This is a genomic window from Rhodococcus sp. NPDC060176 (genome assembly GCF_042728675.1).
Classification (GTDB): Bacteria; Actinomycetota; Actinomycetes; order Mycobacteriales; family Mycobacteriaceae; genus Rhodococcus_F.
On record NZ_JBHWYS010000002.1, the window covers coordinates 153860 to 180449 of the forward strand.

Annotated in this window: 1 protein-coding gene; it reads left to right on the forward strand. The window is 64.5% G+C overall.

What is annotated here, in order from left to right:
- Window positions 1-26589 carry a non-ribosomal peptide synthase/polyketide synthase gene (locus tag ACFWEM_RS09205; RefSeq protein ID WP_378533006.1) on the forward strand — a complete coding sequence of 8863 codons (26589 nt, stop codon included), beginning with the start codon at window positions 1-3 and terminating at the stop codon, window positions 26587-26589.
- Window position 26590 lies beyond the last annotated feature (1 nt).

Below are 26590 nucleotides of genomic sequence, written 5' to 3' on the forward strand. Positions count from 1 at the left end.
ATGGATACCGACAAGAGGATCGATCCGCTGACCGGATCACGGAGTCTGCCGGCCGGGGCGTTTCCTCTCTCGGCCGTGCAGCGCAGCATGTGGTTCGCGCAGCAACTTCACCCGACGGTCCCGTACTTCATCGCGCAGTACATCGAATTCCACGGCGACCTGGACATGCAACTGCTCAGCCGCGCTGCGGTGGAGGCTGCCCACGAGTTCGAATCGCCATTTTTGCGGTTGATGTACCCGGACGGGGAACCGTGCCAGATCGTGGACTTCACGATCGATCCGGGCATCGATTACTTCGACTTCCGTGAGCGCGAGAATCCGAGGCTCGCGGCGTCGGAGTGGATGGACAACGACTACGCGACGACACTCGACTTGACGCGCGATCGCCTTGTCGAAATGACAATCCTCCAAACTGGTGATCGAGATTACCTGTGGTACACCAGGATTCACCACGTTGCGCTCGACGGATACAGCGGAATGACGATCGTCAATCGGATCGCGGCGATCTACACCGCCGCCGTCGAGGGTCGAGAACCTGCGGTCAACAAGGCGCTCGACGTCACGACACTGTCCGAACTCGACCAGAAGTACCGTGAATCAAGCCGATTCGACGCCGACCGCGAATACTGGGCCCAGCGTGTGTCCGGCGTCGAACACGGTTCTACGTTGGCCACGCGGGAGGGACCGCCGACCGCGCAGAGTGAACTCGTCAGTGCCGCGATGTCGGCGAACAGTCTTGCCGCGTTGGACGAGTGGAATACACGTTCCGGTGCCACTGCGGCGGCGGTGCTGATTTCGGCACTGGCGTGCTACTTGTCCCGCAACACCGGCTACGAGGACGTTCTGATCAACCTGCCGGTCTCGGCGAGGACCACGGCGCCGCTGCAACGGTCGGGCGGCATGCTGGTGAACGTCGCGCCGCTTCACATCCACGTGGACCCAGGCGAAAGCGTCGACGATCTGGTCGGGCGGGTTCAACTCGAACTTCTCGGCGCGCTTCGTCATCAGCGGTGCAGTCTCGAGGACATCCGGCGTGATGCAGGCCTGGCGGTCGGCGACGCGCGTCTGTCCGGTCCGATGATGAATGTGATGCTCTTCCGGCAGGAGATCACGCTGGGATCACTGACCGGCGAGTTCCACATCGTCACGTCGGGGCCGGTCGAAGATCTCCTGGTCAACGTGTACCAGAGCGGCGATCCGGCCCAGACGTTGATCGACTTTCGTGGCAACCCCAATCGCTACGGTCACGACGAACTGGCTAATCACCACCGAGCCTTCACCGAGTTGGTCGCTGAACTGACAGCAGCGCCCGCCGGTACGCCGATGAACCGGATTCATCCGGCAAGTGCCGAGGCTGGAGCACGCAGTGCACAGCGGAGGGAACACGAGCGGTTCTGGGCGAGATACCTGGGGGACGCCGACGAGGGTTCGACCCTGGGCCTCGAGACACTGGGCCTCGAAACACTGGATCTCGGGCGAATCGACGCCGAATCGGAGCCGACCGGTACGAATCGACTGAGCGTCCCGCTCGATCCCGCGGTCGCCGAACTCGCACGCTCGGAAGGTGTCTCGCTCTTTGCCGTTGTCCATGCGGCATTTGCTGCATTGCTGTCGAGATCGACCGAGCGCCGGGACGTGTTGATCGGGACGAGGACCGAGCTGGGGACCTTGCCCCTACGCTGCGAGGTCGATCCGGCAGCGCCGTTCGATGAATTCGTGGGTTCTCTTGCGCAAGAACGCGATACGTTGCTGGTTCGATCGGCGACAGGTGTCCCCGAGCTGCCCGAGCTGCATGTCCGTCTCAACGACGGATCGCGGGAGACGACGATAGCTGGCCTCGACGTGGCGATCGAGGTCCACGCGGACGCCAATGCCCTCGAGGTGGCGTACTCCGCACAGCACTACGCCGAATCCACGGTCCGAGGTTTCCTCTCGAGACTGGTGTGGGTCCTCTCCGGCGCATCCGCAGCCCCGCAAACGCCGATCGGAGACCTCGATCTCCTCGACGAGTTCGAGCGTGAGTCCCTGGTACCGGCACGGGGAGAGGTCGCGTCCGACCCGCTGACCCTCCCTGACATCCTCCGCCGAGCCGCAGCTGTGAACCCCGATGCCCCAGCGCTCGTGTTCGGCGATCGTGAGGTGAGCTACCGGGAACTCGACGCCGAGTCGAACAAGCTCGCCCGCGAATTGATCGCCCGCGGGGTTGGCCCCGGCACCTACGTCGCCCTGGCATTGTCGAGGTCGATCGAATCCGTGACCGCGACGTGGGCGGTAGCCAAGGCCGGCGGAGCTTTCCTCCCGATAGATCCGCACTACCCCGAGGACCGTATTCGGCACATGCTCACCGATTCGGGAGCTGTTGTCGGAATCAGCGTGGGGGAGCACCACGGCGGGCTCGCCGACTCGGTGGATTGGGTTCTTCTCGACGAATTGAACGCCGACTGCTCAGATGCACCGGTTGACGATGCCGAACGTCGTTCACGCGTGCACTACGACGATCCGGCGTACTTGATCTACACCTCCGGCTCGACCGGTGTCCCCAAAGGCGTGGTGGTCAGTCACCGCGGGCTGAGCAGCTTCGCCGACGAGGAGCGAGACCGGTTCGGAGTCGAACCGGGAGACCGCACACTGCATTTCTCTTCGCCGAGCTTCGACGCTTCGGTCCTCGAACTTCTCCTTGCCTTCGGCGGCGCAGCAACGATGGTGATCGCGCCACCGACGGTGTACGGCGGCGACGAACTGGCCCAGGTGATGCGCGTCGGCCGAGTGACACATGCCTTCGTCACCCCGGCCGCGCTCGCAACCGTCGATCCCGCCGGCCTGCCGGATCTTCGGGTGGTCGTGACCGGCGGCGACGCCTGCTCGCCCGCACTGGTCGATCAGTGGTCACACGGACGCTCGATGTTCAACGCGTACGGACCGACCGAAACCACCGTCGTCGCCACCCTGACCGGACCGCTGAGCAGCGATGTTTCCGTCACTATCGGAAAGCCGATGCGCGGCGCCGCGGCCGTCCTCTTGGACTCACGGCTTCAGCCGGTGCCCATCGGTGTCGCCGGCGAGCTCTACGTGAGCGGTATCGGTCTGGCGCGCGGGTACCACGCGCGTGCCACGATCACGGCCGAAAGATTTGTTGCCGACCCCAACGGTGTTGCGGGAGAACGTATGTACCGCACCGGCGACCTCGCGAGGTGGAACGGCGCCGGTGAACTCGAGTACCTCGGCCGTAGCGACTTCCAGATCAAGATCCGCGGTTTCCGCGTCGAACTCGGTGAGATCGACGACGTACTGCGCCGCCATCCGAGCGTCGCCCAGGCCGTCGCCGCCGGAGTTGCGGGCCCGAGCGGGGAAACACTGTTGGCGGCGTACGTCACGGCGGCTGCGGGTACACACATCGACAACTCCGAGTTGATCGCCCACGCCGGATCCTCGTTGGCAGCTCACATGGTTCCGTCGCGGATCGTCGTACTCGATTCCATTCCCTTGACTCCGGCAGGAAAGATCGACAGGAAGGCGTTGCCGGACATCGATTCGGCGGGCGGCTCGGCCGAATACCGTGCACCCGAGACCTCGACCGAGAAGCGGATTTCGGCGGTGTTCTGCGATCTGCTCGGCATCACCCGGGCGGGAGCAGACGACAGCTTCTTCGACCTCGGCGGTGACTCGCTGATCGCGACTCGCGTCGTGTCCCGGGTCAACGGAGCGCTCGGGACGACGCTGAGCGTTCTCGACCTCTTCGAGGCACCGACAGTCTCCGCTCTGGCCGCACGCGCCGACCTGGCGGACTCGCGGAATACGCGCGCGCCTGCACTGACGCGTATCGATCGCCCCGATCGGATACCGGTATCTCTGGCGCAGCAACGAATGTGGCTGACCAATCAACTCGATCCGAACTCACCGGCGTACAACATCCCGATCGCGGTGAGAATGACCGGCGCTCTCGACGTCGATGCCCTGTTCGCCGCCCTGCGGGACGTGATCGTCCGGCATGAGGTCTTGCGGACCATTTTCCCCGAGAGCGCTCGCGGTCCGGTACAGCACGTTCTCGGTGTGGACGAGATGTTCGATCACCTCGAGGTGGAAACCGTGCCTGCCGCAGCGGCTTCCGTACGAGCGAGCGAACTGGCGCGAACGGGATTCGACGTCAGCGAATCGGTGCCGATCCGCGCGACTCTGCTCGAAGTGAACGAACTCGAACACACCTTGGTCCTCGTCGTGCACCACATCGCCGCGGACGGCCTGTCGATGGCCCCGCTGGCCCGTGACGTGATGGTCGCGTACGCCTCGAGGGCGAGCGGACGTGTACCGGCGTGGCTGCCACTGGAAGTGCAGTACGGCGATTTCAGCGAATGGCAACGCGGAGCGCTCGGCGAAGCGTCCGACCCGGATTCGATACTCGCCGAGCAGTTGCGGTTCTGGTCGCACACGCTCACCGAACGCGGCGAGCTTGCGGAACTGCCGATGGATCATCCGCGGCCGGCCGGTGTCTCGCTGCGCGGTCACGATCTCGATTTCCGTATCGACTCCGCGACGTACCGCCGGGTCGGCGAGATCGCGGCGCGCAGCGATGTCAGCGTCTTCATGGTGATCCACGCCGCGCTGGCCGTCCTGCTCAGCCGAGAATGTGGAGCGAACGACATCACGATCGGCACCCCGGTAGCCGGGCGTAGCGAGCGAGCCCTCGACGACGTCGTCGGAATGTTCGTCAACACGGTGGTGCTGAGGACGGTTCTCGACGGGGGACTCACCTTCGGCGAAGTTCTCACCCGTGTGCGCGACGTCGACGTGGCGGCCTTGCAGCACACCGAAGTGCCGTACGACGTACTCGTCGAGTCCCTCGCCGACAACCAGGCGCCGCTGTTCCAGGTAATGCTGGTGATGCAGGGCGCCGCTCCCACCGAAGTCACCTTGCCCGGACTCGACGTCACGGTTGACGAACTCTCAACGGGTGCAGCAAAGTTCGATCTTCAGGTCATTCTGACCGACCGCGGCGACCATCTCGACGGCCAGTTGAACTACGCCAGCCAACTGTTCGACTCGGACACCATGTCGGGCCTCGCCGATCGCTTCACGATGCTCCTCGACGCGGTAGCTGCAGACCCGGAATCCGTCGTCGGCGACGTCGACCTCACAGCCCCGGGCGAGGCGGAACTGGTCCTCGAGCGTTGGAATTCCACCGAGCACGTAGTACCGATCACCACTCTGGCCGACCTGGCGGCGGAGCAGGCAGCCCGGACACCCGAGCGGGCCGCGCTGATCTTCGGTGAGCGGACGCTGACGTATGCGGAGTTCGACGCGAGGGTGAGCGAACTTGCCAGAACCCTCATCGGCCGCGGCGTCGGCCCGGACATGCGCGTCGCAGTGTCGATTCGCCGGTCGGCCGAACTGCTGATCGCCGTCCACGCCGTGATCCGTGCCGGTGCGGCGTACGTCCCGGTGGACCCCGATCATCCTGCCGAGCGCATCGCCTACGTCTTCGACATCGCGGAACCGATCTGCGTGCTGAGCCGCCCCCAGGATCGGGGCGCCCTTCCCGCAGAAGTGCCGATCGTCGACGTCGATGTCGATCATCCGGTTCCCGCGACGGCGCCGATCACGGACGCTGATCGGGTCGCGCCCCTCCGTCCGGACAATGCTGCATACGTGATCTTCACGTCGGGATCGACCGGTCGACCGAAAGGTGTTGCCGTATCGCACCGTTCGATCGTCAATCGCCTTCTGTGGATGCAGGACGCGTATCCACTTCACGCGTCGGACGTGGTGCTGCACAAGACTCCGGTGACATTCGACGTTTCGGTGTGGGAACTCTTCTGGCCCCTGCAGACCGGCGCGCAGTTGGTGATCGTGGAACCGGAGGGGCACCGTGATCCTGGATACCTGTCGGCGCTGATCGCCGAAAAGGGAGTCACGACGGCGCACTTCGTACCGTCGATGCTCGCGGAATTCGTCGCCGTCGCGTCTCCCGAGCAGTGCGCGAGCTTGCGCCAGGTGTTCTGCAGTGGTGAAGCTCTTGCGCCCACCACAGCGGAGGCGTTCACTCGTCTGAGTCCTGCAGGGTTGTTCAATCTGTACGGACCCACGGAAGCGGCCGTCGACGTGAGCGCCGCCGAATTCACCCCAGACATGACCGTCACCGTTCCCATCGGTGCGCCCGTGTGGAACACCCAGCTCTATGTCCTCGACGGAAGGCTGCACCCCGTCCCGGTCGGCGTGCACGGCGAGTTGTATCTGGCGGGAGTGCAACTGGCGCGCGGATACCTCGGGCGTAGTGACCTCACCGCCGACAGATTCGTTGCAGATCCTTACGGCCCGGCGGGCACACGGATGTACCGAACCGGCGACGTCGTCCGATGGCGCGCCGACGGGCTACTCGACTACGTCGGCCGACGCGATTTCCAGGTGAAGATCCGCGGCCAGCGCATCGAACTCGCCGAGGTCGAAGCAGCATTGCTGAGGCTCACAGGTGTCGCGCAAGCTGCTGCTCTCGTCCATCACGACAACGTGGTCGGTGACAGTCTCGTCGGCTACGTCATCGCCGAAGCCGGGAATTCGATCGACACGGACAGCCTGCGCACCGAGTTGAGAGGCCTCCTCCCGGCCTACATGGTTCCGGCAGTGGTCATCGACCTCGACGTGTTCCCACTCGGCTCGACCGGCAAGCTCGATCGGAAGTCCCTGCCCGCGCCCAGCTTCGACAGCTCGCAGACGTATCGGGCGCCGCGAACGCCGATCGAAGCCCAGTTGGCGTCGATCTTCGAAGAACTCCTGGAATCCGGTGCCGTCGGTGTGCACGACAATTTCTTCGAGATCGGCGGGAACAGTCTCGTCGCTGCCCGTGCCGTGGCGCGAGTGAACGATTCGCTGTCGCTGAACTTGTCGATCAGAGAGTTGTTCGACGCGCCGACCGTTGCTCAGTTGGCGGTCGAGTGCGCCACGGCGCGAGGGGGACCGGCCGTCCTTCCGCTCGAGGCGTTGCCGAGGCCACAGTCGATTCCGCTGTCGCTGGCGCAGAAGCGCATGTGGTTCGTCAATCAATTCGATGTCACGTCCGCGGCATACAACGTCGCCATAGCGATCAGGCTCAGAGGCCGGGTGGACGTTGCCGCGTTGGAGAGCGCGATCATCGACGTACTTGCTCGACACGAATCGCTGCGCACGCTGTTTCCCATGATCGAGGGAGTGCCGGCGCAGGTGATCGTGGAACCAGGTGAAGCGTTGGGCACGATGCCGGTTGTCAGCGCGGACGCCGAAGCGGTACTCACGGAGATCGAGCGCGTCACCTCGACGGGCTTCGACGTGACGCAGGCCCCGCCGATCAGGGCCGAACTGATCGAGGTCGACGAAGAAGATCACGTCCTGGCTGTGGTCGTCCATCACATCTGCGCCGACGGATTCTCGATGGCACCGTTGGCGTTCGACGTGATGAGCGCGTATTCGGCCAGACATCGAGGTGAGACCCCCGACTGGGCTCCTCTCCCGGTCCAGTACGCGGACTTCGCGATCTGGCAGGAACGGGCGCTCGGTCGGATCGACGAACCGGACAGTACGCTCGCCAGTCAGCTCGAGTACTGGACACGTCAGCTGGCAAGTGTGCCTGAGCTTCTTGCGCTCCCTGCAGATCGTCCGCGTCCGCGTGTGCAGGATCTCTCGGGTGGCGTCGTCCGGTTCGACATCGATGCCGGCATCCACCGTCGTCTGAGCGAAACCGCGATCGAACATCGAAGCAGTATGTTCATGGCGATTCACGCCGCCTACGCAGCGCTCTTGGCCAGATTGTCCGGCATGGAAGACATAACGATCGGCTCACCGATCGCCGGGCGCGGAAATGCCCTGCTCGATCCGATGGTCGGCATGTTCGTCGGAACATTGGTCCTGCGCGCCGACGTGGACCCCTCGGCCTCCTTCACCGATCTCCTGGCCAGGGTTCGCAGCACCGACCTCGACGCCTTCGCTCACGCAGACGTCCCCTTCGAGCGCGTCGTCGATGCGCTCGCTCCGGAGCGGTCGACGTCGCATTCACCGCTGTTCCAGGTGATGCTCGAGTTCAAGAACACCACTCGACCAGTTGTTCGTCTGACAGATCTCGACGTCGAAGTCCTCGAACTCGAATCCGCCGTCTCGAATTTCGATCTGCAGCTCACTCTGGCCGAAACTTTCGACGAGGACGGTCAGCCGGCGGGCATCGAGGCCGGGTTCACCTACGCGAGAGCGCTGTTCGACGAGGCGACCGTCGACGGTTTTGCTCGGTATCTGATTCGGATTCTGGATGCCGTGACGGAATCGCCGCACACACCGGTCGGAGACATCGATCTCGTCAGCGATCTCGACACGATCCGCACCCTCGCACCGGAACTTCCCGAGCAGGTTCACTTCTCGACGTTGCTCGAGCGGAGGTACATTGGCGAACCGCAGAGAACCGCGCTGGTTTTCGGCGACCGACATCTGACGTACTCCGAACTCGACCGCCGCGCCAACCGGCTCGCGAGACTGTTGATCAGCCGCGGGGCCGGCCCGGAATCCGTTGTCGCTCTGGCATTGCCGCGCTCCCTGGAATCCGTGGTGGCGATCTGGGCGGTTGCTCGGACCGGCGCCGCGTTCGTACCCGTCGACCCGGCGTATCCCGTCGATCGTGTGCACCACATGATCAACGACTCGGGATCGGGCATCGTTCTCACCACCGCCGAGCATGCCGGTGTCGTCCCGAACGAGGCGGACGCGATTCTGCTCGATCAGGCCGAGATCCTCGCGACCCTCGAACAGACCGGTGATCACCGGATAGAGGCTTCGGAACTGCTGGGAACCGCGTCTGTCGACAATCCGGCCTATGTCATCTACACCTCCGGTTCTACCGGCGTCCCCAAAGGCGTCATGGTCACTCACCGTGGGCTTTCGGCGCTCGCCGAGCAGGAGCGCAGTCGCTTCGGAGTCGAGTCGACCTCCCGCACGCTGCATTTCAGCTCACCGAGTTTCGACGCCTCGATTCTCGAGCTACTCATGGCGGTCGGTGCCGGGGCCACGATGATCATCGCTCCACCGAGCATCATCGGCGGAACCGAACTGACGAGCCTGATCGCCGATCAACACGTCACTCACGCCTTCATCACCCCAGCCGCTCTTGCCACGGTCGATCCGAGTGGACTGGACGAGTTGGTCTGCATCGGAACCGGCGGCGACGTCTGCCCGCCCGATCTCGTCGCTGCCTGGGTCAGTGATCACCGGATCATGATCAATGCCTACGGACCGACCGAATCGACGGTCGTAGCCAGCATCACCGAGCCGATGTCACCGACCGATCGGGTGACCATCGGACGGCCGTCGACAGGCATCACCGCATGGGTACTCGACAATCGCCTACACCGCGTCCCGGTCGGAGTGACGGGGGAGTTGTACGTCAGCGGCGAGGGACTCGCCCGCGGCTACCGCAACCGCGCGGGCACCACCGCCGAACGGTTCGTACCCAATCCCACGGGCGGTGCCGGTACGCGGATGTACCGCACCGGCGACCTCGCCCGGTGGAACAAGAACGGAGAACTCGAGTACCAGGGCCGTGGCGATTTCCAGGTCAAGATTCGCGGATTCCGCATCGAACTCGGCGAGATCGAGGCAGTTCTGGTTCGCTATCCCGGCGTTGCACATTCCGTGGTGACGACGCTCGAACGTGAGGGAGGCGCCGCACGGATCGTCGGATACGTAGTGCCTGCCAGCGACGCTCAGACTGTGGATCCCGAGGCTGTCATCGCGTTCGCGGGTTCGGCTCTTGCCCCGTACATGGTTCCCGCAGTGGTGGTCGTGCTCGACGAACTTCCGATGACAGCCAACGGAAAGCTCGATCGTCGAGCATTGCCGATTCCCGACTTCCGGGTAACCCAGGCACGCTCACGGGCTGCCGAATCCGATACCGAGCGCACGCTGGCCGCCCTGTTCGTCGACGTCCTCGGTGTCGAATCGGTGGGCGTCGACGACTCGTTCTTCTCGATGGGCGGCGATTCGATCATGTCGATTCAGCTTGTCGCCCGAGCCCGCGACGCGGGACTCGTGTTCACCCCGCGTGACGTCTTCGAGGTGAAATCGGTCGCCGGTCTTGCGGTGTTGCTGGCGTCGACCAAGGACGACGAACCCGAGGTGCTCGAGGAACTTCCCGGAGGCGGCGTGGGCCACGTGCCCTTGTTGCCGGTAGCGCAGTGGTGGCTCGACCGGCTCGGCTCCGAGCACCGAGGGCTCGATTCGTTCTCCCAGGCCTCCCTTCTCAATGCGCCGCACGGGCTTCGCAGTGTGGAGCAGTTGACCGCGGCTCTTCAAGTCGTCCTCGATCGTCACGACATCCTTCGCGCGCGCCTCGAACTCGACGGCGAGCGCAGGCTCGTAGTCGACGAGCCGGGAGCTGTTGCAGCCGAGGACATCTGCCAGGTACTCGAAGTGGAGGCCGAGCCGGGCACCGCAGCGTTCGACGCGGCGATCGTCGACGCCCTGGGCGGTGCACGCCGAGAACTAGACCCCAGCCGGGGTGTGATGGTCCGTGTCGTCTGGCTGGCCGGCGTGCGCAACACCGGCCGGTTGCTCCTGGTGATCCACCATCTCGCGGTCGACGGTGTCTCCTGGCGCGTCCTCGTACCGGAACTTGCGTCGGCTTTCCACCGCATCGATGCAGGCGAAGAACCGGAGCCTTCGTACTCGGGAACGTCGGTTCGTCGTTGGTCGTACGCGCTCCGCGACATCGCGCCCGATCGAAGAGTCGAATTGCCCAGGTGGCGTTCGATACTCGAAGGTGCCGACCCGCTGATCGGAACCCGGCCGCTGGACCCGCGGCTCGACACGTTCGACTCGGTCGGCCGAGTTGTCGCCGACGTACCCGTCGAACTGTCCGAAACAGTCCTGACCACGCTTCCGGCGCTGTTCGGTGGATCCGTCAACGACGGCCTCGTTGCTGCTCTCGCGCTGGCACTGACGCAGTGGAGGCAGGCGCAGGGCATACGAACCGACAACGTGCTCGTCTCGATGGAGGGCCACGGACGCGAAGCTCACGTGGTCCCCGGAGCGGATGTGCTGCACACCGTCGGCTGGTTCACGAGCGTCTTCCCGATGCGGATCGACCTCGCCGACATCGACATCGCGAACGTGATGAGCAGCGGCCCCGACGCCGCGGTGGTGCTCAAGCGCGTCAAGGAAGAGCTACTGGGTGTTCCGGACAGCGGTATCGGGTACGGAGTTCTGCGTTACCTCGACGAGGTAGGCCGAGCGGTACTCGAAGACCTCCGCCAACCGCAGATCTCGTTCAACTATCTGGGGCGTTTTTCCGGCACCGAAGCCGGAGAGTCGCTGGGGGACTGGGCACTGGCCCGTGACGTCGATCTCGAAGCGGCAGCTCGATCCGACATGCCCGTGGGTTCGGTACTGGACGTCAATGTCGTCACCACCGAAATCTCGGGTGCACCGCACATCGGCGCCACTATCGCCTATCCCACCGCCGTGCTGGCGGACGGTGATGCGCGCGCCATCGCAGAACTCTGGGTACAGGCGTTGCGCGCTCTGGCCACGTACGCCGAGCAGAGCGAACGCGGTGGACTCACGCCGTCGGACATCGACCTGGTCGACCTGGACCAGGAGTCCATCGATCGCCTCGAGCTCGAGTTCCCGACGCTGACCGACATCTGGTCCCTCTCACCGCTGCAATCCGGACTGCTGTTCCATGCCCGATACGCAGAACACACCGTGGACGCGTACACCGTCCAGCTCACACTCGAACTCGACGGCGTCGACGCGTCCCGGTTGCACCGTGCCGCGCAGGCGCTGCTCGACAGACACGAGAACCTACGCGCTGCGTTCACGACCGACACCGGTGGGCGATCGGTGCAGGCGATCAGCGCCGCCGTGGATGTGCCGTGGACCGAGATCGATATTTCTCCGTTGGCTCCCACAGAACAGGCAACCGAGATACGCGAACTCCTCCATGCGGATCGGGTGCGCGGCTTCGACATGGACACACCGCCCCTCCTGCGGTTCCTGCTTCTGCGAACCAGTGACGACGCATACCGGTTGATCCTGACCAACCACCACATTCTCCTCGACGGATGGTCGATGCCGCTGCTGGTCCGCGATCTACTCACCCTCTACGCCACGGACAGTGATCACAGCGCCATCCCGCGCGCGCATCCGTACCGGGATTATCTGAGCTGGATCAGCACTCGCGATGAGAGCAAGTCGATCGAGGCCTGGGACGAAGCGCTTCGCGGACTCGACGATCCGACACTGCTCACCGGAACCCACGCAGTCGACGAGGACGGTGCAACCTCACGCTCGACCACCACCGCGCTCGGAGAACGTGAGACGGAACTCCTGCGCGGATTCGTCCGCTCCCGCGGTCTGACGACAGCATCCTTGATCCAGGTGGCCTGGGGAATCGTGCTCGCCGAACTCCTCGGCCGCGACGACGTCGTCTTCGGCGGAACGGTCTCCGGACGCCCACCCCAGGTTCCGGGCGTCGAGTCGATGGTGGGCCTGTTCATCAACACCGTCCCCGTGCGAGTTCGCCTCGACCCGCGAGAGTCTTTGGCAGCACTGTGTGTTCGTGTCCAAACCGAGCAGGCGCAGCTGTCCGATCACCACCACGTGGGTCTTTCCCACATCACATCGGCAGTCGGGGGTGCTGCATCATTCGACACCTTGACCGTCTTCGAGTCGTATCCCGTCGACCGCGGCGGACTCTCGTCCGGCACGGACATCGCCGGAATGCACGTCCTCGACGTCCACGATGCCGAGGATGCAGCGCACTATCCGCTCGCGATCGTCGCTTCCACAGCAGACGGACGCTTGCGGCTCAAGTTCGAGTATTTCCCGGGAGTCCTCGGCGATCACGACATCGACGCGATCGCGGACCGGTTGCTCCGCACCCTCGAACTGATCACTGCGCAACCGGATCTTCCGCTGGCAAAATTGCGTCTGATGCCGGATTCCGAAGTGCAGCAACTTGTTCCCGCGCGAGGAAAGCAAGGGCGCTCGGTCAGGACACTCGATCGCATCTTCGAGGACACGGCGAGCAGGTTCCCCGAACGAATCGCACTGTCCTGTGGTGAGAGAAAGATGACCTACCGAGAACTGGACGAAGCCTCGAATCAGTGGGCACGCGTGCTGATCTCCGAAGGCGCCGGCCCGGACTCACGGGTGGCGATCTGTGTGGAACGTTCCTTCGAATCCGTGGCAGCCGTCTGGGCGATCACCAAGACCGGCGCCGCCTTCGTGCCGATCGATCCGCGCTACCCGAGTGACCGGATCTCGTTCATGCTCGAGGACTCGGCATCCTCGCTCGGATTGACCACTGCAGCCCACCGACCCGGCGAAGTTGGTGCGACGCAGTGGCTCGAACTCGACGACCCGACGAGCATCGCTCGGGTCTCCGGAGTGTCCACGGCGCCGCTACGCGAAGACGAGCGCCGAGGAACCCCGCGGTTGGAGAACACCGCCTACCTCATCTACACCTCGGGCTCGACCGGCCGACCCAAGGGCGTCGTCGTCACGCACACCGGTCTCGAGAACTTCGCCGACGAACAGCGCCATCGCTACGGTCTCACGGAGAATTCACGCGCACTGCACTTCGCCTCACCGAGCTTCGACGCCTCCGTTCTCGAGTATCTGCTCGCCTTCGCCGTCGGCGGCGAACTGGTCGTAGCTCCCACCACCGTCTACGGAGGAACCGAACTTGCCGACGTTCTCCGGGAAGGACACGTCACCCACGCGTTCATCACGCCCGCAGCGCTGACGTCGGTGGACCCCGAGGGAATTGACGAACTGACCACCATCACGGTCGGCGGCGAGGCCCCCTCGGCAGACCTGGTGCGCACCTGGGCGCCGGGAAGATCGTTCGTCAACGTCTACGGTCCCACCGAAACCACCATCTCCTGCAATCTCAGTGACCCCATTCCGGCCGGCGACAAGGTCTATCTCGGGCCGCCGAACCGAGGATTCAGTGAGGTTGTCCTCGATCGCAGACTCCAACCGGTGTCTGTCGGTGTTCCCGGGGAGCTGTATGTGGCGGGAGTCGGACTCGCGCGTGGCTATCACGGGCGCTCACCACTGACGAGCGAACGGTTTGTCGCCAACCCGTACGGCGAGCCGGGGGAGCGGATGTACCGCACCGGCGACGTCGTGCGCTGGCGCAGTGATCGCACCATCGAGTACCTCGGACGCAGCGACTTCCAGGTCAAGATCCGCGGTTTCCGCATCGAACTCGGCGAGGTCGACACTGCATTGGGTCAGCTGCCGGGCGTCGAGTACGCGGTCACGCTGGCGGTGCGCGGACCGTCGAACGAGCAGGCTCTGGCGGCGTACGTCGTCTGCGACGACGAACACCCCGTGACCGCCGAGGACATCCGGGCAGCGGCTCGAGAGGTGCTGCCGGCACACATGGTGCCCGCGAGCGTCGTCGTGCTCGACGAACTGCCACTCACCGGCGTCGGCAAGGTCGATCGGGCTGCTCTCCCGAAGCCTCGCTTCGACACCGATGCCGAAACGTTCACGGCAGCGACCACCGAGTTGGAACGACTGGTGGCGGGCGTCTTCGAGGACGTGCTCGGAGTGACCCCCATCGGCATCGACACCCACTTCTTCGACGTCGGCGGCAACTCCCTGACCGCGACGCGCGTCATCGCCCGCGTCAACGCGCTCCTCGGCACCGACATCGGCGTACGAGGATTGTTCGAGTCTCCGACAGTTCGGCAGCTCTCGCGTCTGGCCGAGAGTGTCGGCCGCGGCGAAAACCCCCGACCACCGTTGACTCGACGGCCTCGCCCGGACCCACTGCCCGTGTCGCTGGCGCAGAAGCGGATGTGGTTCCTCAACCAGTTCGACGTGACGTCACCGGCCTACAACGTTCCCCTGGCCGTGCGCCTCGACGGTGATCTGGACTTCGCCGCATTGCAGGAGGCCGTAGCGGACGTACTGGGCCGCCACGAAAGCTTGCGGACGAAGTTCCCTTCGATCGACGGACAACCGGTACAGCAGGTTGTCTCCGCCGAGGCGGTCATGCCGATCCTGGAACCGGAGATCGTCGCTGCTGCACAAGTTTCCGATCGAATTCTGGATTTGGCCTCGGAAGGGTTCGACGCCTCGGCCGACGTCCCGATCCGCTGCGCAGTCCTGCGCGTGGACGGGGACACACGCAGGCACGTCCTCGTGATCGTCGTCCACCACATCGTCGCCGACGGGTTCTCGATGAACCCCCTCGCAGCGGACGTGGCAGCGGCCTATGCGGCCCGCAGTGCCGGCAGTGCGCCGAACTGGTCGGAACTGGCCGTGCAGTACGGCGACTTCGCGTTGTGGCAGCACGAAGTGCTCGGCTCCGAGGAAGATCCGGACTCGGCTCTGACCCGTCAGCTCGACTATTGGAAAGACCGTCTCGCGGGACTGGGTGAGCCGATCGCGCTGCCGACGTCGTTCCCGCGTCCGGCGAAGCCCTCCATGGCGGGCTTGGTGCACCGGTTCGCTGTCTCACCGCAGATCCATCGAGCGCTGACCGACCTGGCACGCGAGCACGGCAGCACCATGTTCATGGTCATGCACGCAGCGCTGGCAGTGCTCGCAGCGCGTCTGGCCGGAACCGAGGACATCGCCATCGGTACACCCGTCGCCGGCCGCGGAGAGGCCGAACTCGATCACCTGGTCGGAATGTTCGTCAACACACTTGTGCTGCGAACGCAGATCACGCCCGACGCATCGTTCGAGGACGTACTCGCCCAGGTCCGTGAAGGTGATCTCGGTGCGTTCCAACACGCTGACCTGCCCTTCGAAAGGTTGGTCGACGCACTCGACCCGGAACGCTCGACGTCACACACTCCGTTGTTCCAGATACTCATCGAGTTCCGCAACAACGCACTACCGCAACTCGAACTGCCGGGGCTGTCGGTCTCGGGAGTCGAGTTCGACCTTCCTGTCGCCAAGTTCGATCTCCAACTCGCGGTCACCGAACGGTACGACGCGGACGGAGATTCGGATGGTATCGACGCCGAATTCGTCTACGCCACAGACCTGTTCGACGGTGATTTGATCGAATCGTTCTCACGCCGGCTGATCACCCTCCTCGAGGCGGTCTCCCGAGACCCGTCGACTCCTACCGGCGACATCGACGTCGTCGGCGCCGACGAGCGTCGACAGATGCTGACCGAGTGGAACACTCACGCCGAACCGGCTCCGGCCGACAACATCGCGGACCGATTTTTCGAGGCTGTTGCAGCGCATCCGTCGTCGACCGCGGTCAACGACAGCGACGGCGCAATGACGTACGCCGAACTGGACGGGCGCGCGAACCGCCTCGCGCGGCTTCTGATCAGTCGCGGTATCGGTCCGGAATCCGTGGTGGCCGTTGCGATGCCCAGAACGACCGACCTCGTGCTCGCCCTTGTCGCCGTCATCAAGACCGGCGCGGCATACCTGCCGGTCGACATCACCTATCCGGCGGAGCGGATGCGATTCCTCTTCGACGACGCGCGGCCGGTGTGCCTGGTCACGACCGGAGACTTCCGCAACGATCTGCCGTCGGAGATCATCGAATCCGGCATCGACATCGTCGAACTCGGATCGTCGGAGATCGCCGTACGCCTCGATCACTCCGCGCCACATCGCATCACCAACGCGGACCGGACGACACCACTTCTGCCCGACGCGGTCGCGTACGTCATCTACACCTCCGGATCCACAGGGCGCCCCAAAGGTGTCCAGGTCAGCCATCGAAACGTCCTGACTCTGATGGACAACACGTCCCCGACGTTCGGGTTCGACGACTCGGACGTGTGGACGATGTTCCACTCGTACGCATTCGACTTCTCCGTCTGGGAACTGTGGGGTCCGCTGCTGCACGGTGGCCGGTTGGTCGTCGTCGACTACTACACGACCAGATCGCCCGACATGTTCCACGAACTGCTCCGCCGCGAGCGAGTGACGGTGCTGAACCAAACACCCACCGCCTTCTACCAACTCGCCGAAGCCGACCGCGCGTACACACCCAGCGGCACGGACCCCGACCTTGCCCTGCGTTACGTCGTCTTCGGTGGCGAAGCTCTCGATCTCGGCCAATTGCGCAAGTGGTACGACCGGCGCGCCGACACGGCGCCGACGCTGGTCAACATGTACGGGATCACCGAGACGACAGTGCACGTCAGTCGAATCGCGCTCGACCGCAACGACAGCGAGCACGCGTCGGCGAGCATCATCGGGCGAGCGGTACCAGGATTGTCCGTCTACGTACTCGATCGGCGACTGAACCTGGTACCACCAGGTGTTGTCGGCGAAATGTACGTCGCCGGTGATCAGGTGACTCGGGGATACCTCGGGAAACCCGCATTGACTTCGGTACGGTTCCTTCCCGATCCATTCGGTAGTTCGGGGGATCGAATGTATCGGAGCGGGGACCTGGCGAGGTGGAACGACGCGGGGCAGTTGGAGTACGTGGGCCGCAGTGATTTCCAGGTGAAGGTGCGCGGTTTCCGCATCGAACTCGGAGAGATCGAAGCCTCGATGCTCCGCTGCCCCGGCGTCGCGGCCTCCGTGGCGCTCGTGCGTACCGACGGCGCCTCACCCCGGATCGTCGGGTACGTGGTCGCAGAGACAGGCAGTGCCGTCGATTCCGCAACGGTGACCGACTTCGTCTCCGCCGAACTCGCGGAGTACATGGTGCCCACCGCGATCGTCGTCCTCGAATCACTTCCGCTGACCGTCAACGGAAAGCTCGACCGACGCGGCCTCCCGGCACCGGACTTCGCCGACGTGGGAACAACGGAGGCGACGCGGGCACCGGCCACCGCTACCGAGGCGGTCCTCGCGGACCTGTTCGCGGAAGTGCTGGGGCGGGGCAGTATCGGAGTGGACGATTCCTTCTTCGGTCTCGGCGGCGATTCGATCATGTCGATCCAACTCGTCTCACGGGCGAAGTCCGCAGGCCTCATCTTCACGCCGAGGGACGTCTTCGAAGCGAAGACGGTTGCCGGCCTCACCAAGGTCCTCCTCGTCGAATCAGCGGAAGCTGCACCAGTTCTCGAGGAGCTACCCGGCGGGGGAGTCGGCACCCTACCGCTCACTCCGATCATGGAGTGGCTCGTCGAACGCAGTCGCGGAGACCTGAGCACGATCCGCAGTTACAGCCAGAGTGCGCTCATCGCACTGCCAGCCGATGTGTCCGGACCCGCGCTGGAGCGCGCACTGCAAACGATCCTCGATCGTCACGACGTACTGCGGGCGCGTCTGGACACCGCGACACACCAACTCGAGATCCGCGAACCCGGCACCGTCGCCGCCTCCGACGTCCTGCGCCGAACGCCCATCGTGTCCACCAGCGGCGAAGAATTCGTGGCCGCCGCGGAAGCCGCGATGCAGGACGCATCCAGCCGTCTCGATCCCGAACACGGAAAGATGATCAGCGCACTCTGGTTGGATCCCGTCAGCGCGAACGGCAACCAGGCCGAGGCCGGCCGGTTGCTCCTGGTCCTTCACCACCTCGCGGTCGACGGTGTGTCCTGGCGAATGCTCGTCCCCGGCCTGGTCACCGCTTACGCCTCGGCGTTCGACGGCGAAACGCCGATGCTTCCGCCCGGCGGAACGTCGATACGCCGTTGGGCGACAGCCCTCGCCGAGACCGCCGCGAATCGACGTGACGAGATCGAATTGTGGTCGAGAATGCGGGCCGACGAGCCACCGCTCGGAACGCGCGGACTCGACCCCGCCGTGGACATCGGTTCCACTGTCGACCGCGTCAGCGTCGACGTTCCGACCTCGGTGACCGAGAACATCATCTCGACGGTGCCTCAACATTTCGGGGGCTCGGTCAACGACGGGTTGCTCGCAGCTCTCGCGATTGCCGTCACCGCCTGGCGTCGATCGCGCGGACAGCGCAGCGGCGAAGTGCTTCTCAACCTCGAAGGACACGGCCGCGAGGAGAACGCCGCACCGGGTGCCGACCTCTCGCGCACGGTCGGCTGGTTCACCACCTTGTTCCCCGTGCGGATCGACCTGACCGGACTCAACGTCGTCGATGCGCTGTCCGGTGGAACAACCGCGGCCTCGGCCGTGAAGCTCGTCAAGGAAACGCTGCTCGACATTCCGGACAACGGAATCGGTTTCGGCATGCTCAAGTACCTCGATCGAAACGAAGACCTGCGGGAGCTGCCCACACCGCAGATCTCGTTCAACTACCTCGGACGTTTTGCCGGCTCGGATCCCGAGCACGGCGAAGTGCCGTGGCTGCCGATCTCCGATGTGACCCTCGACGAAGCGCACAGCGGAGAGCTTGCTGCCGCGTCGGTACTCGACATCAACGCCGTCACCACCGACACCGCACACGGTCCCATTCTGCGGGCTACCTGGTCCTTCCCCCGCGGCATCCTCAGTGAGGCTGAAGTCACCGAACTGGCGGAGCTCTGGGCCACTGCACTCGGCGCGCTGAGTTCGTACGTCGACGGACACTCCGAGCGTGAGCTCACGCCCACCGATCTCGATCTCGTTACCGCGGACCAGCAGAGCATCGAGCAACTCGAGCGCAGATTCCCCGACCTGACCGACATCTGGTCACTGTCACCTCTGCAATCGGGCATGCTCTTCCACGCCCAGTTCGACGAAACGGAAATCGATCCGTACATGGTGCAACTGACCCTCGAGCTCGGGGGACGGGTGGAAGCGCCGCGACTGCGCCGCGCCGCGCAGGCCTTGGTCGATCGTCATCCGAGCCTGCGCGCGGGATTTGTCTCCGCGCCAGGAGGTCGGGCGCTGCAAGTGATCCGGTCCGGAGTCGAGATCAGCTGGACCGAAATCGACCTGTCCGGGGCCGAGGACAGCGAACTCGCGTTCGCTCAGCTGCTCGAGAGTGATCGCGCTGAGCGTTTCGACATGGAAACAGCCCCACTGATCCGGTTCATGCTCGTGCGAAACGGACCGGACGCGGCACGCTTCGTCGTGACGAACCATCACATCCTGCTCGACGGCTGGTCCACTCCGCTGTTGCTTCGAGACCTGCTCACTCTCTACGCAACTGACGGCGACCCCGAGATTCTGCCCAGAGTTCAGTCGTATCGCGATTACCTCACCTGGATCTCGAAGCAGGAACCCGAGATTTCGCTGCGGGCGTGGCAGGAAGCGCTACGAGGCGTCGACACATCCACCCAACTCTCGCAGGCAGGCGCCGCCGCCGAAACCGTGGCGAGTGACATTCACTCGTACTCACTGCCGACCGAACGAGCCGAAACTCTCCGGGCATTCGCGCGAAGCCGCGGTCTGACCATGGCGACCCTGGTCCAAGTGGCCTGGGGAATCGTGCTCGCCGAACTCCTCGGCCGCGACGACGTCGTCTTCGGCGGAACCGTCTCAGGACGCCCACCCCAGGTGTCCGGGGTGGAATCGATAGTCGGCCTGTTCATCAACACCGTCCCGGTGCGAGTCCGCCTCGACGCCCGAGAAACCCTCGCGGAACTGGCCATTCGCGTCCAATCCGAGCAGGCGGCACTGCTCGACCACCACCACATCGGCCTGTCGGACATCGCGGGAGCAGTCGGCGCCGCCGGATCCTTCGACACACTGACGGTGTTCGAGTCGTATCCCGTCGACGAGGCAGCCCTGACCGCCGAAACCGACATCGCGGGTATGCACGTTCTCGGCATCGACGGACGCGACTCGGCGCACTACCCGATCGCCGTGGTCGCGTCGGAAAGTCACACGCTCAACTTGAAGATGGAGTATCTGCCCACGCACTTCTCGGCGCGCGAAGTCGCGAAGATCACCGAGCGCGTCGGCATCGTCCTCGAACATCTGGCCTCGGCACCGGATCAACCGCTCGCTCGCCTGCAGGTACTCACGGAGTTCGAAAGCCGCGATCTTGCGCCGGTCTTCGGATCCCCGGGTCGCTCCGCTCGAACGCTTCCGGAAATACTCGCCGACGTTTCCGCCACATATCCCGACCGCATCGCGCTCTCGTCCGGCAATCGCTCCATGACCTACGCCGAACTCGACCGGCGCTCGAACCAGTTGGCCAGAGCCATGATCCGCCGCGGCGCCGGACCCGAAACGTCGGTTGCCATCGGCATCGAACGGTCCATCGAATCGGTTCTCGCGGTCTGGGCGGTCGCCAAGACCGGCGCAGCTTTTGTCCCCGTCGACCCCACCTATCCGGCCGACCGAATCGAACACATGCTCAGCGATTCCGAAGTGCTGTTCGGGTTGACCGTCGTCGACGCCATCGAGACATTGCCACCGATCGTGTCCTGGTTGGTGCTCGGAGAAGAAGCCTTCGACGACGACGTCGCCACCAGTTGCACACTGCCGATCGCCCAGGACGAACGGCCCGCACCGGTGGCCATGGACAACGCCGCCTACGTGGTCTACACCTCGGGATCCACCGGACGACCCAAGGGAGTGGTCGTCACCCACACCGGACTCGACAGCTTCGCACTCGATCAGCAACGCCGATTCCACGCCGATCACCACTCTCGGACCCTGCACTTCGCCACCCCGAGCTTCGATGGAGCCATCTTCGAGTACCTGCAGGCATTCGGTGTCGGAGCAACCATGGTGATCGTCCCGACCGACATCTACGGCGGAGCCGAACTGGCAAGTCTGATCCGTCGCGAACACGTCACTCATGCGTTTGTCACCACGGCGGCACTCGCCACCGTCGACCCGGCCGGCCTGGACGAATTCCGGCACGTTGTCGTCGGGGGAGAGGCACTGCCACCGCACCTCGTCGGTCTGTGGGCTCCCGGACGCGAATTCGTCAACGCCTACGGCCCGACCGAGACAACCGTCATGGCAGACATCAGCGAACCCATGACGGTGGGCGCACCCATCACTATCGGTGGCCCGATCCGCGGTGTGCACGAGATGATCCTCGATTCGCGCCTGCAACCGGTACCCGTCGGAGCTCCCGGTGAGCTGTACATCGCCGGAATCGGCTTGGCTCGCGGATACCACCGCCGTCCCGGCCTGACCAGTGAGCGATTTGTCGCCGACCCCTTCGGCAAGCCGGGTGACCGGATGTACCGCACCGGTGACATCGTCTCCTGGCGAAGCGATCACACCATCGAATACGTCGGGCGCAGCGACTTCCAGGTCAAGATTCGCGGATTCCGCATCGAGCTCGGTGAGGTCGACGCCCAGATCACCGCAATGTCGACTGTCACGAACTGCGTGACACTCGGCGTCGACGGACCGGCCGGAGCGACTGTCCTCGCGTCCTACCTCACAGTCGAGGAAGGATCGACGCTCACGGGCGCCGAGATCACCGCGCACCTTGCCGGACGTGTTCCGTCGCACATGGTTCCGGCCAGCATCATGATCGTCGACGAGCTTCCCCGCACCGCGGTCGGCAAGCTCGACCGAAAAGCGTTGCCGACCCCGGAGTTCACCGGAACCGCCGTGGAATTCCGGGCCCCCGGTACCAGCCTCGAACGCCGGATAGCCGATGCGTTCATCGATGTACTCGGCGTCGAGCGAGTAGGCCTGGACGACAACTTCTTCGAACTCGGCGGCAACTCACTGATCGCCACTCGCGTCGTCTCGCGGCTAAACTCCGCCCTGAACATCGACGTCGGGGTACGCGTGCTGTTCGAAGCTCCCACGACCGCCCAGCTCGCCGAGCGGCTTTCCAGCGCCGTCACTGCCGTCGGCACAGTGCCGCTCACTCCCATGGAGCGCGTCGGCAACGTCCCGCTGTCACTGGCGCAGAAGCGCATGTGGTTCCTCAACCAATTCGACACACGATCGGCCGCCTACAACATCCCACTGGCAGTGCGTCTTACCGGTGATCTCGACGTCGCCGCCATGCAACAGGCGATCGCCGACGTCGTCGAGCGCCACGAAACACTGCGGACCGTGTTCCCCGCCGTCGGCGGCGATCCGATTCAGAAAGTCCTCACTGCCGACGAGGCAATACCTCCGGTCCGTGAAATGACGTTGGGGGAGCACGAACTCACAGAGCGCATGCAACGGCTCGCCACCACCGGCTTCGACGTGTCGGTCGACCAACCGCTGCGCGTGGCACTCTTCCGACTCGACACCGACGAACCCGTTCACATTCTGTTTGTCGTCGTCCACCACATCTGCGCCGACGGTTCGTCGATGGCGCCGCTCGCGCGCGACGTCATGGCGGCCTATCTGGCGCGTACGGCAGGGACGGAGCCCACGTGGGCACCACTCGAAGTGCAGTACGCGGACTTCACGTTGTGGCAGCATCAGGTCCTCGGATCGGAAGACGATCCGGAATCTGTCATCAGCCGCCAACTGCGCTACTGGAGTGAGCAACTCGCCGGACTCGACGATGTCATCGCTCTGCCCACCGACCACCCGCGGCCCGTGCAACAGACCTTCCACGGTGACCGATTCACCTTCGACATCGACGCGAACACTCACCGCGCGCTCGCGGACCTGTCCAGGTCCCACGGCGTCACGATGTTCATGGCACTGCACGGCGCACTGGCCGTGCTGATGTCGAAGCTGTCCGGCGCAGACGAGGTCACCATCGGCACCCCGATCGCCGGCCGCGGTCAGGCAGCGCTCGACCACCTCGTCGGAATGTTCGTCAACACGCTGGTCCTGCGAACCAGCGTCGATCCCGACATCACGTTTGCCGAACTGGTGGAACACATCCGCGAAATCGATCTGGCCGCATTCCAGAACTCGGATCTACCTTTCGAGCGGCTCGTCGACGTGATCAACCCGACCAGATCCACGTCGTACTCGCCGCTGTTCCAAGTAGCCCTCGAACTTCAGAACAACGAACCCGCGCACTTCCACCTGCCCGGCCTCGACATCGACGGGCTGACCGTGGAAACCAAATTCGCGAAGGAAGACCTCGAGCTGATCGTCGACGAGAAGTTCGACGAGACCGGCGCCCCTGCCGGGATGTCCGCTGCCTTCGACTTCGCGACGGATCTGTTCGAACCCGGCACCATTCGGCGGTTTGCCGACCGACTTCGCCTGATCCTGGGCGCTGTCGGACGTGAACCGGCAACACGCATCGCCGACATCGGTATCCTCGCCGCCGACGAAACAGCCGCTCTGGTGCCGGCATCCGGTGCAGCCGCGACTCGAGCGCGCGTGTGGCCGGAAATCCTCGCCGAAGCAGTCGCCTCGAACCCGGATGCACCAGCCCTCTCGAGTCGTGAGAGGTCGATGACCTACCGCGAACTCGACGAGGAATCGACAAAGCTGGCGAGAGCGCTGTGCCGGCGCGGTGTCGGACCCGAAGATTTTGTGGCCTTGGGTCTGCCGCGGTCCGCCGCGGAGATCGTCGCCATCTGGGCGGTCACGAAGACCGGGGCAGCATTCTTGCCCGTCGACCCGAACTATCCCGACGACCGCATCAACCACATGCTCGACGATTCGCGGGCCGTACTCGGCATCACCGACGACGCTCACCGCAGTCAACTTCCCGACACGGTCGAGTGGATGGTCCTCGATGAAGCGGAGACCGTCGACGAGATCGAGCGCCAGAGCGTCGCCGCGATCACCGATCGCGACCGCACGATCCCACTGCATCACGGGCATCCCGCGTACCTGATCTACACCTCGGGTTCGACCGGAAAGCCGAAGGGCGTCATCGTCACCCACCTCGGGTTGTCCAACCTCAACGCCGAAGAACACAAGAGATTCAACGTCCAGCCGTACTCGCGGATCTCGCACCTGGCATCACCGAGCTTCGACGCCTCCGTCTTCGAACTCATGATGGCGTTCGGCAGCGGGGCCTGCCTGGTCGTCATCCCACCCACGGTCTTCGGCGGATCCGAGTTGGCCGAAATCTTTGCCGACGAACACGTCTCACACGCGTTCATCACACCGACCGCGCTCAGCTCCATCGAAAGCTCCGCGCTGCCCGAACTCCGCGTGCTCGCCGTCGGCGGCGAAGCCTGCCCACCCGAACTCGTGGACATCTGGGGCCGAGACCGTCGCATGTTCAACGGATACGGACCCACCGAATCCACGATCCAGGCCAGCGTCAGTGAACCCATGCGACCGGGCAAGGACATCAACATCGGCCGTCCGGCCATCGGCTTTGCCGGCCTGGTCCTCGACGGGCACCTCAAGCCCGTGCCGGTGGGAGTCATCGGGGAGCTGTACGTGACCGGCCCCGGACTCGCCCGCGGGTACCACAATCGTCCCGACCTCACCGCCGACCGATTTGTCGCCGATCCGTTCGGCGAACCAGGCCAGCGGATGTACCGCACGGGCGACCTGGTGCGCTGGCGCTCCGACAGCACCCTCGAATACCTGGGCCGCAGCGACTTCCAGATCAAGGTCCGCGGATTCCGCATCGAGCTCGGCGAAATCGACTCCGTCCTGATGGCACACCCCTCCGTCTACTTCGCCGCGACACTCGGGCACGAAGCGCCGTCGGGGGAGACGATGATCGCCTCCTACATCCAGCCCGTGGATGGACAGACCGTCGACGACTGGGAGCTTCGACGCCACCTGTCTTCTCGCCTACCTGCGCACATGGTTCCCGGCGCGATCGTTGTCGTCGACCGCATACCGGTGACGCCGGTCGGCAAGCTGGACCGCAAAGCACTGCCGACACCGAGCTTCGAGCGTCGTACGGTCCCGTACGCACCGCCGACCAACGGCACCGAACGAACAGTCGTCGACATCTTCGAGACCGTGCTCGGTCACGAACACATCGGCGTGGACGACGACTTCTTCGAACTGGGAGGAACGTCGATCGTGGCCACCCGGATCACCATCGAACTCGAAAAGCGCCTCGGGATGCGGGTGCCGTTGCAGGCACTGTTCCTGGATCCGACGCCTGCCGGTGTCGCCCGGGCGGCCGACGGAATGGACGCACACTCGCCGGACGACTCGTCGGATCTGCTTGCCCCGATGATCACGCTGCGCGCCGGATCCGATCGTGCACCACTGTTCTTCGTTCATCCAGGTATCGGATTGTCCTGGGGCTACGCGGAATTCGTCAAGCATCTCGAGCTGGATCAACCCGTATACGGTCTGCAGCTACCGTCACTGAGCGGCGGGCCCAGCTTCGACTCGCTGACCGAACTCGCCGACGACTATGCGAATCGCATTGCAGCGGTGGCATCGACCGGCCCGATCCATCTGGCCGGCTGGTCGCTCGGCGGCGTCATCGCACACGCCGTGGCGCACAGGCTCACTCGGAGCGGACGTGACGTGACGCTGTCGATCCTCGACAGCTATCCATCGTCCGATTCCGATCAGCCCGCTGAACTCTCGGTCTCCGAACTGCTGGCGGGGCTCGCGATGCCTGCGGGATCGAAGACAGTCGAGACTTTCGAAGAAGCGGCGGAATTGCTGGAGCAGACCCTGGGAGCCGGGATCGGGATCGAAGCGGAGCATCTAGCGCGGATCAGTCGCGGTTACTCCCACTCCGTCGCGTTGACGAATCAGCACCGACCGCCGGTTCTCGCCGGAGACATCGAGTTCTTCGTCGCCGGAAGGTCGAGCGAAAACGGACACGATGTGGCCGAATGGCGCCGGTTCGTGACGGGTGACATCCGCGTCGTCGAAGTCGACTGTGAACACAACCAGATGATCGAACCGGGGCCTGCGGCATCCATAGCTGTACGATTGCGAGAAGTTATCGCTCAGTGGGGTGTCTGAA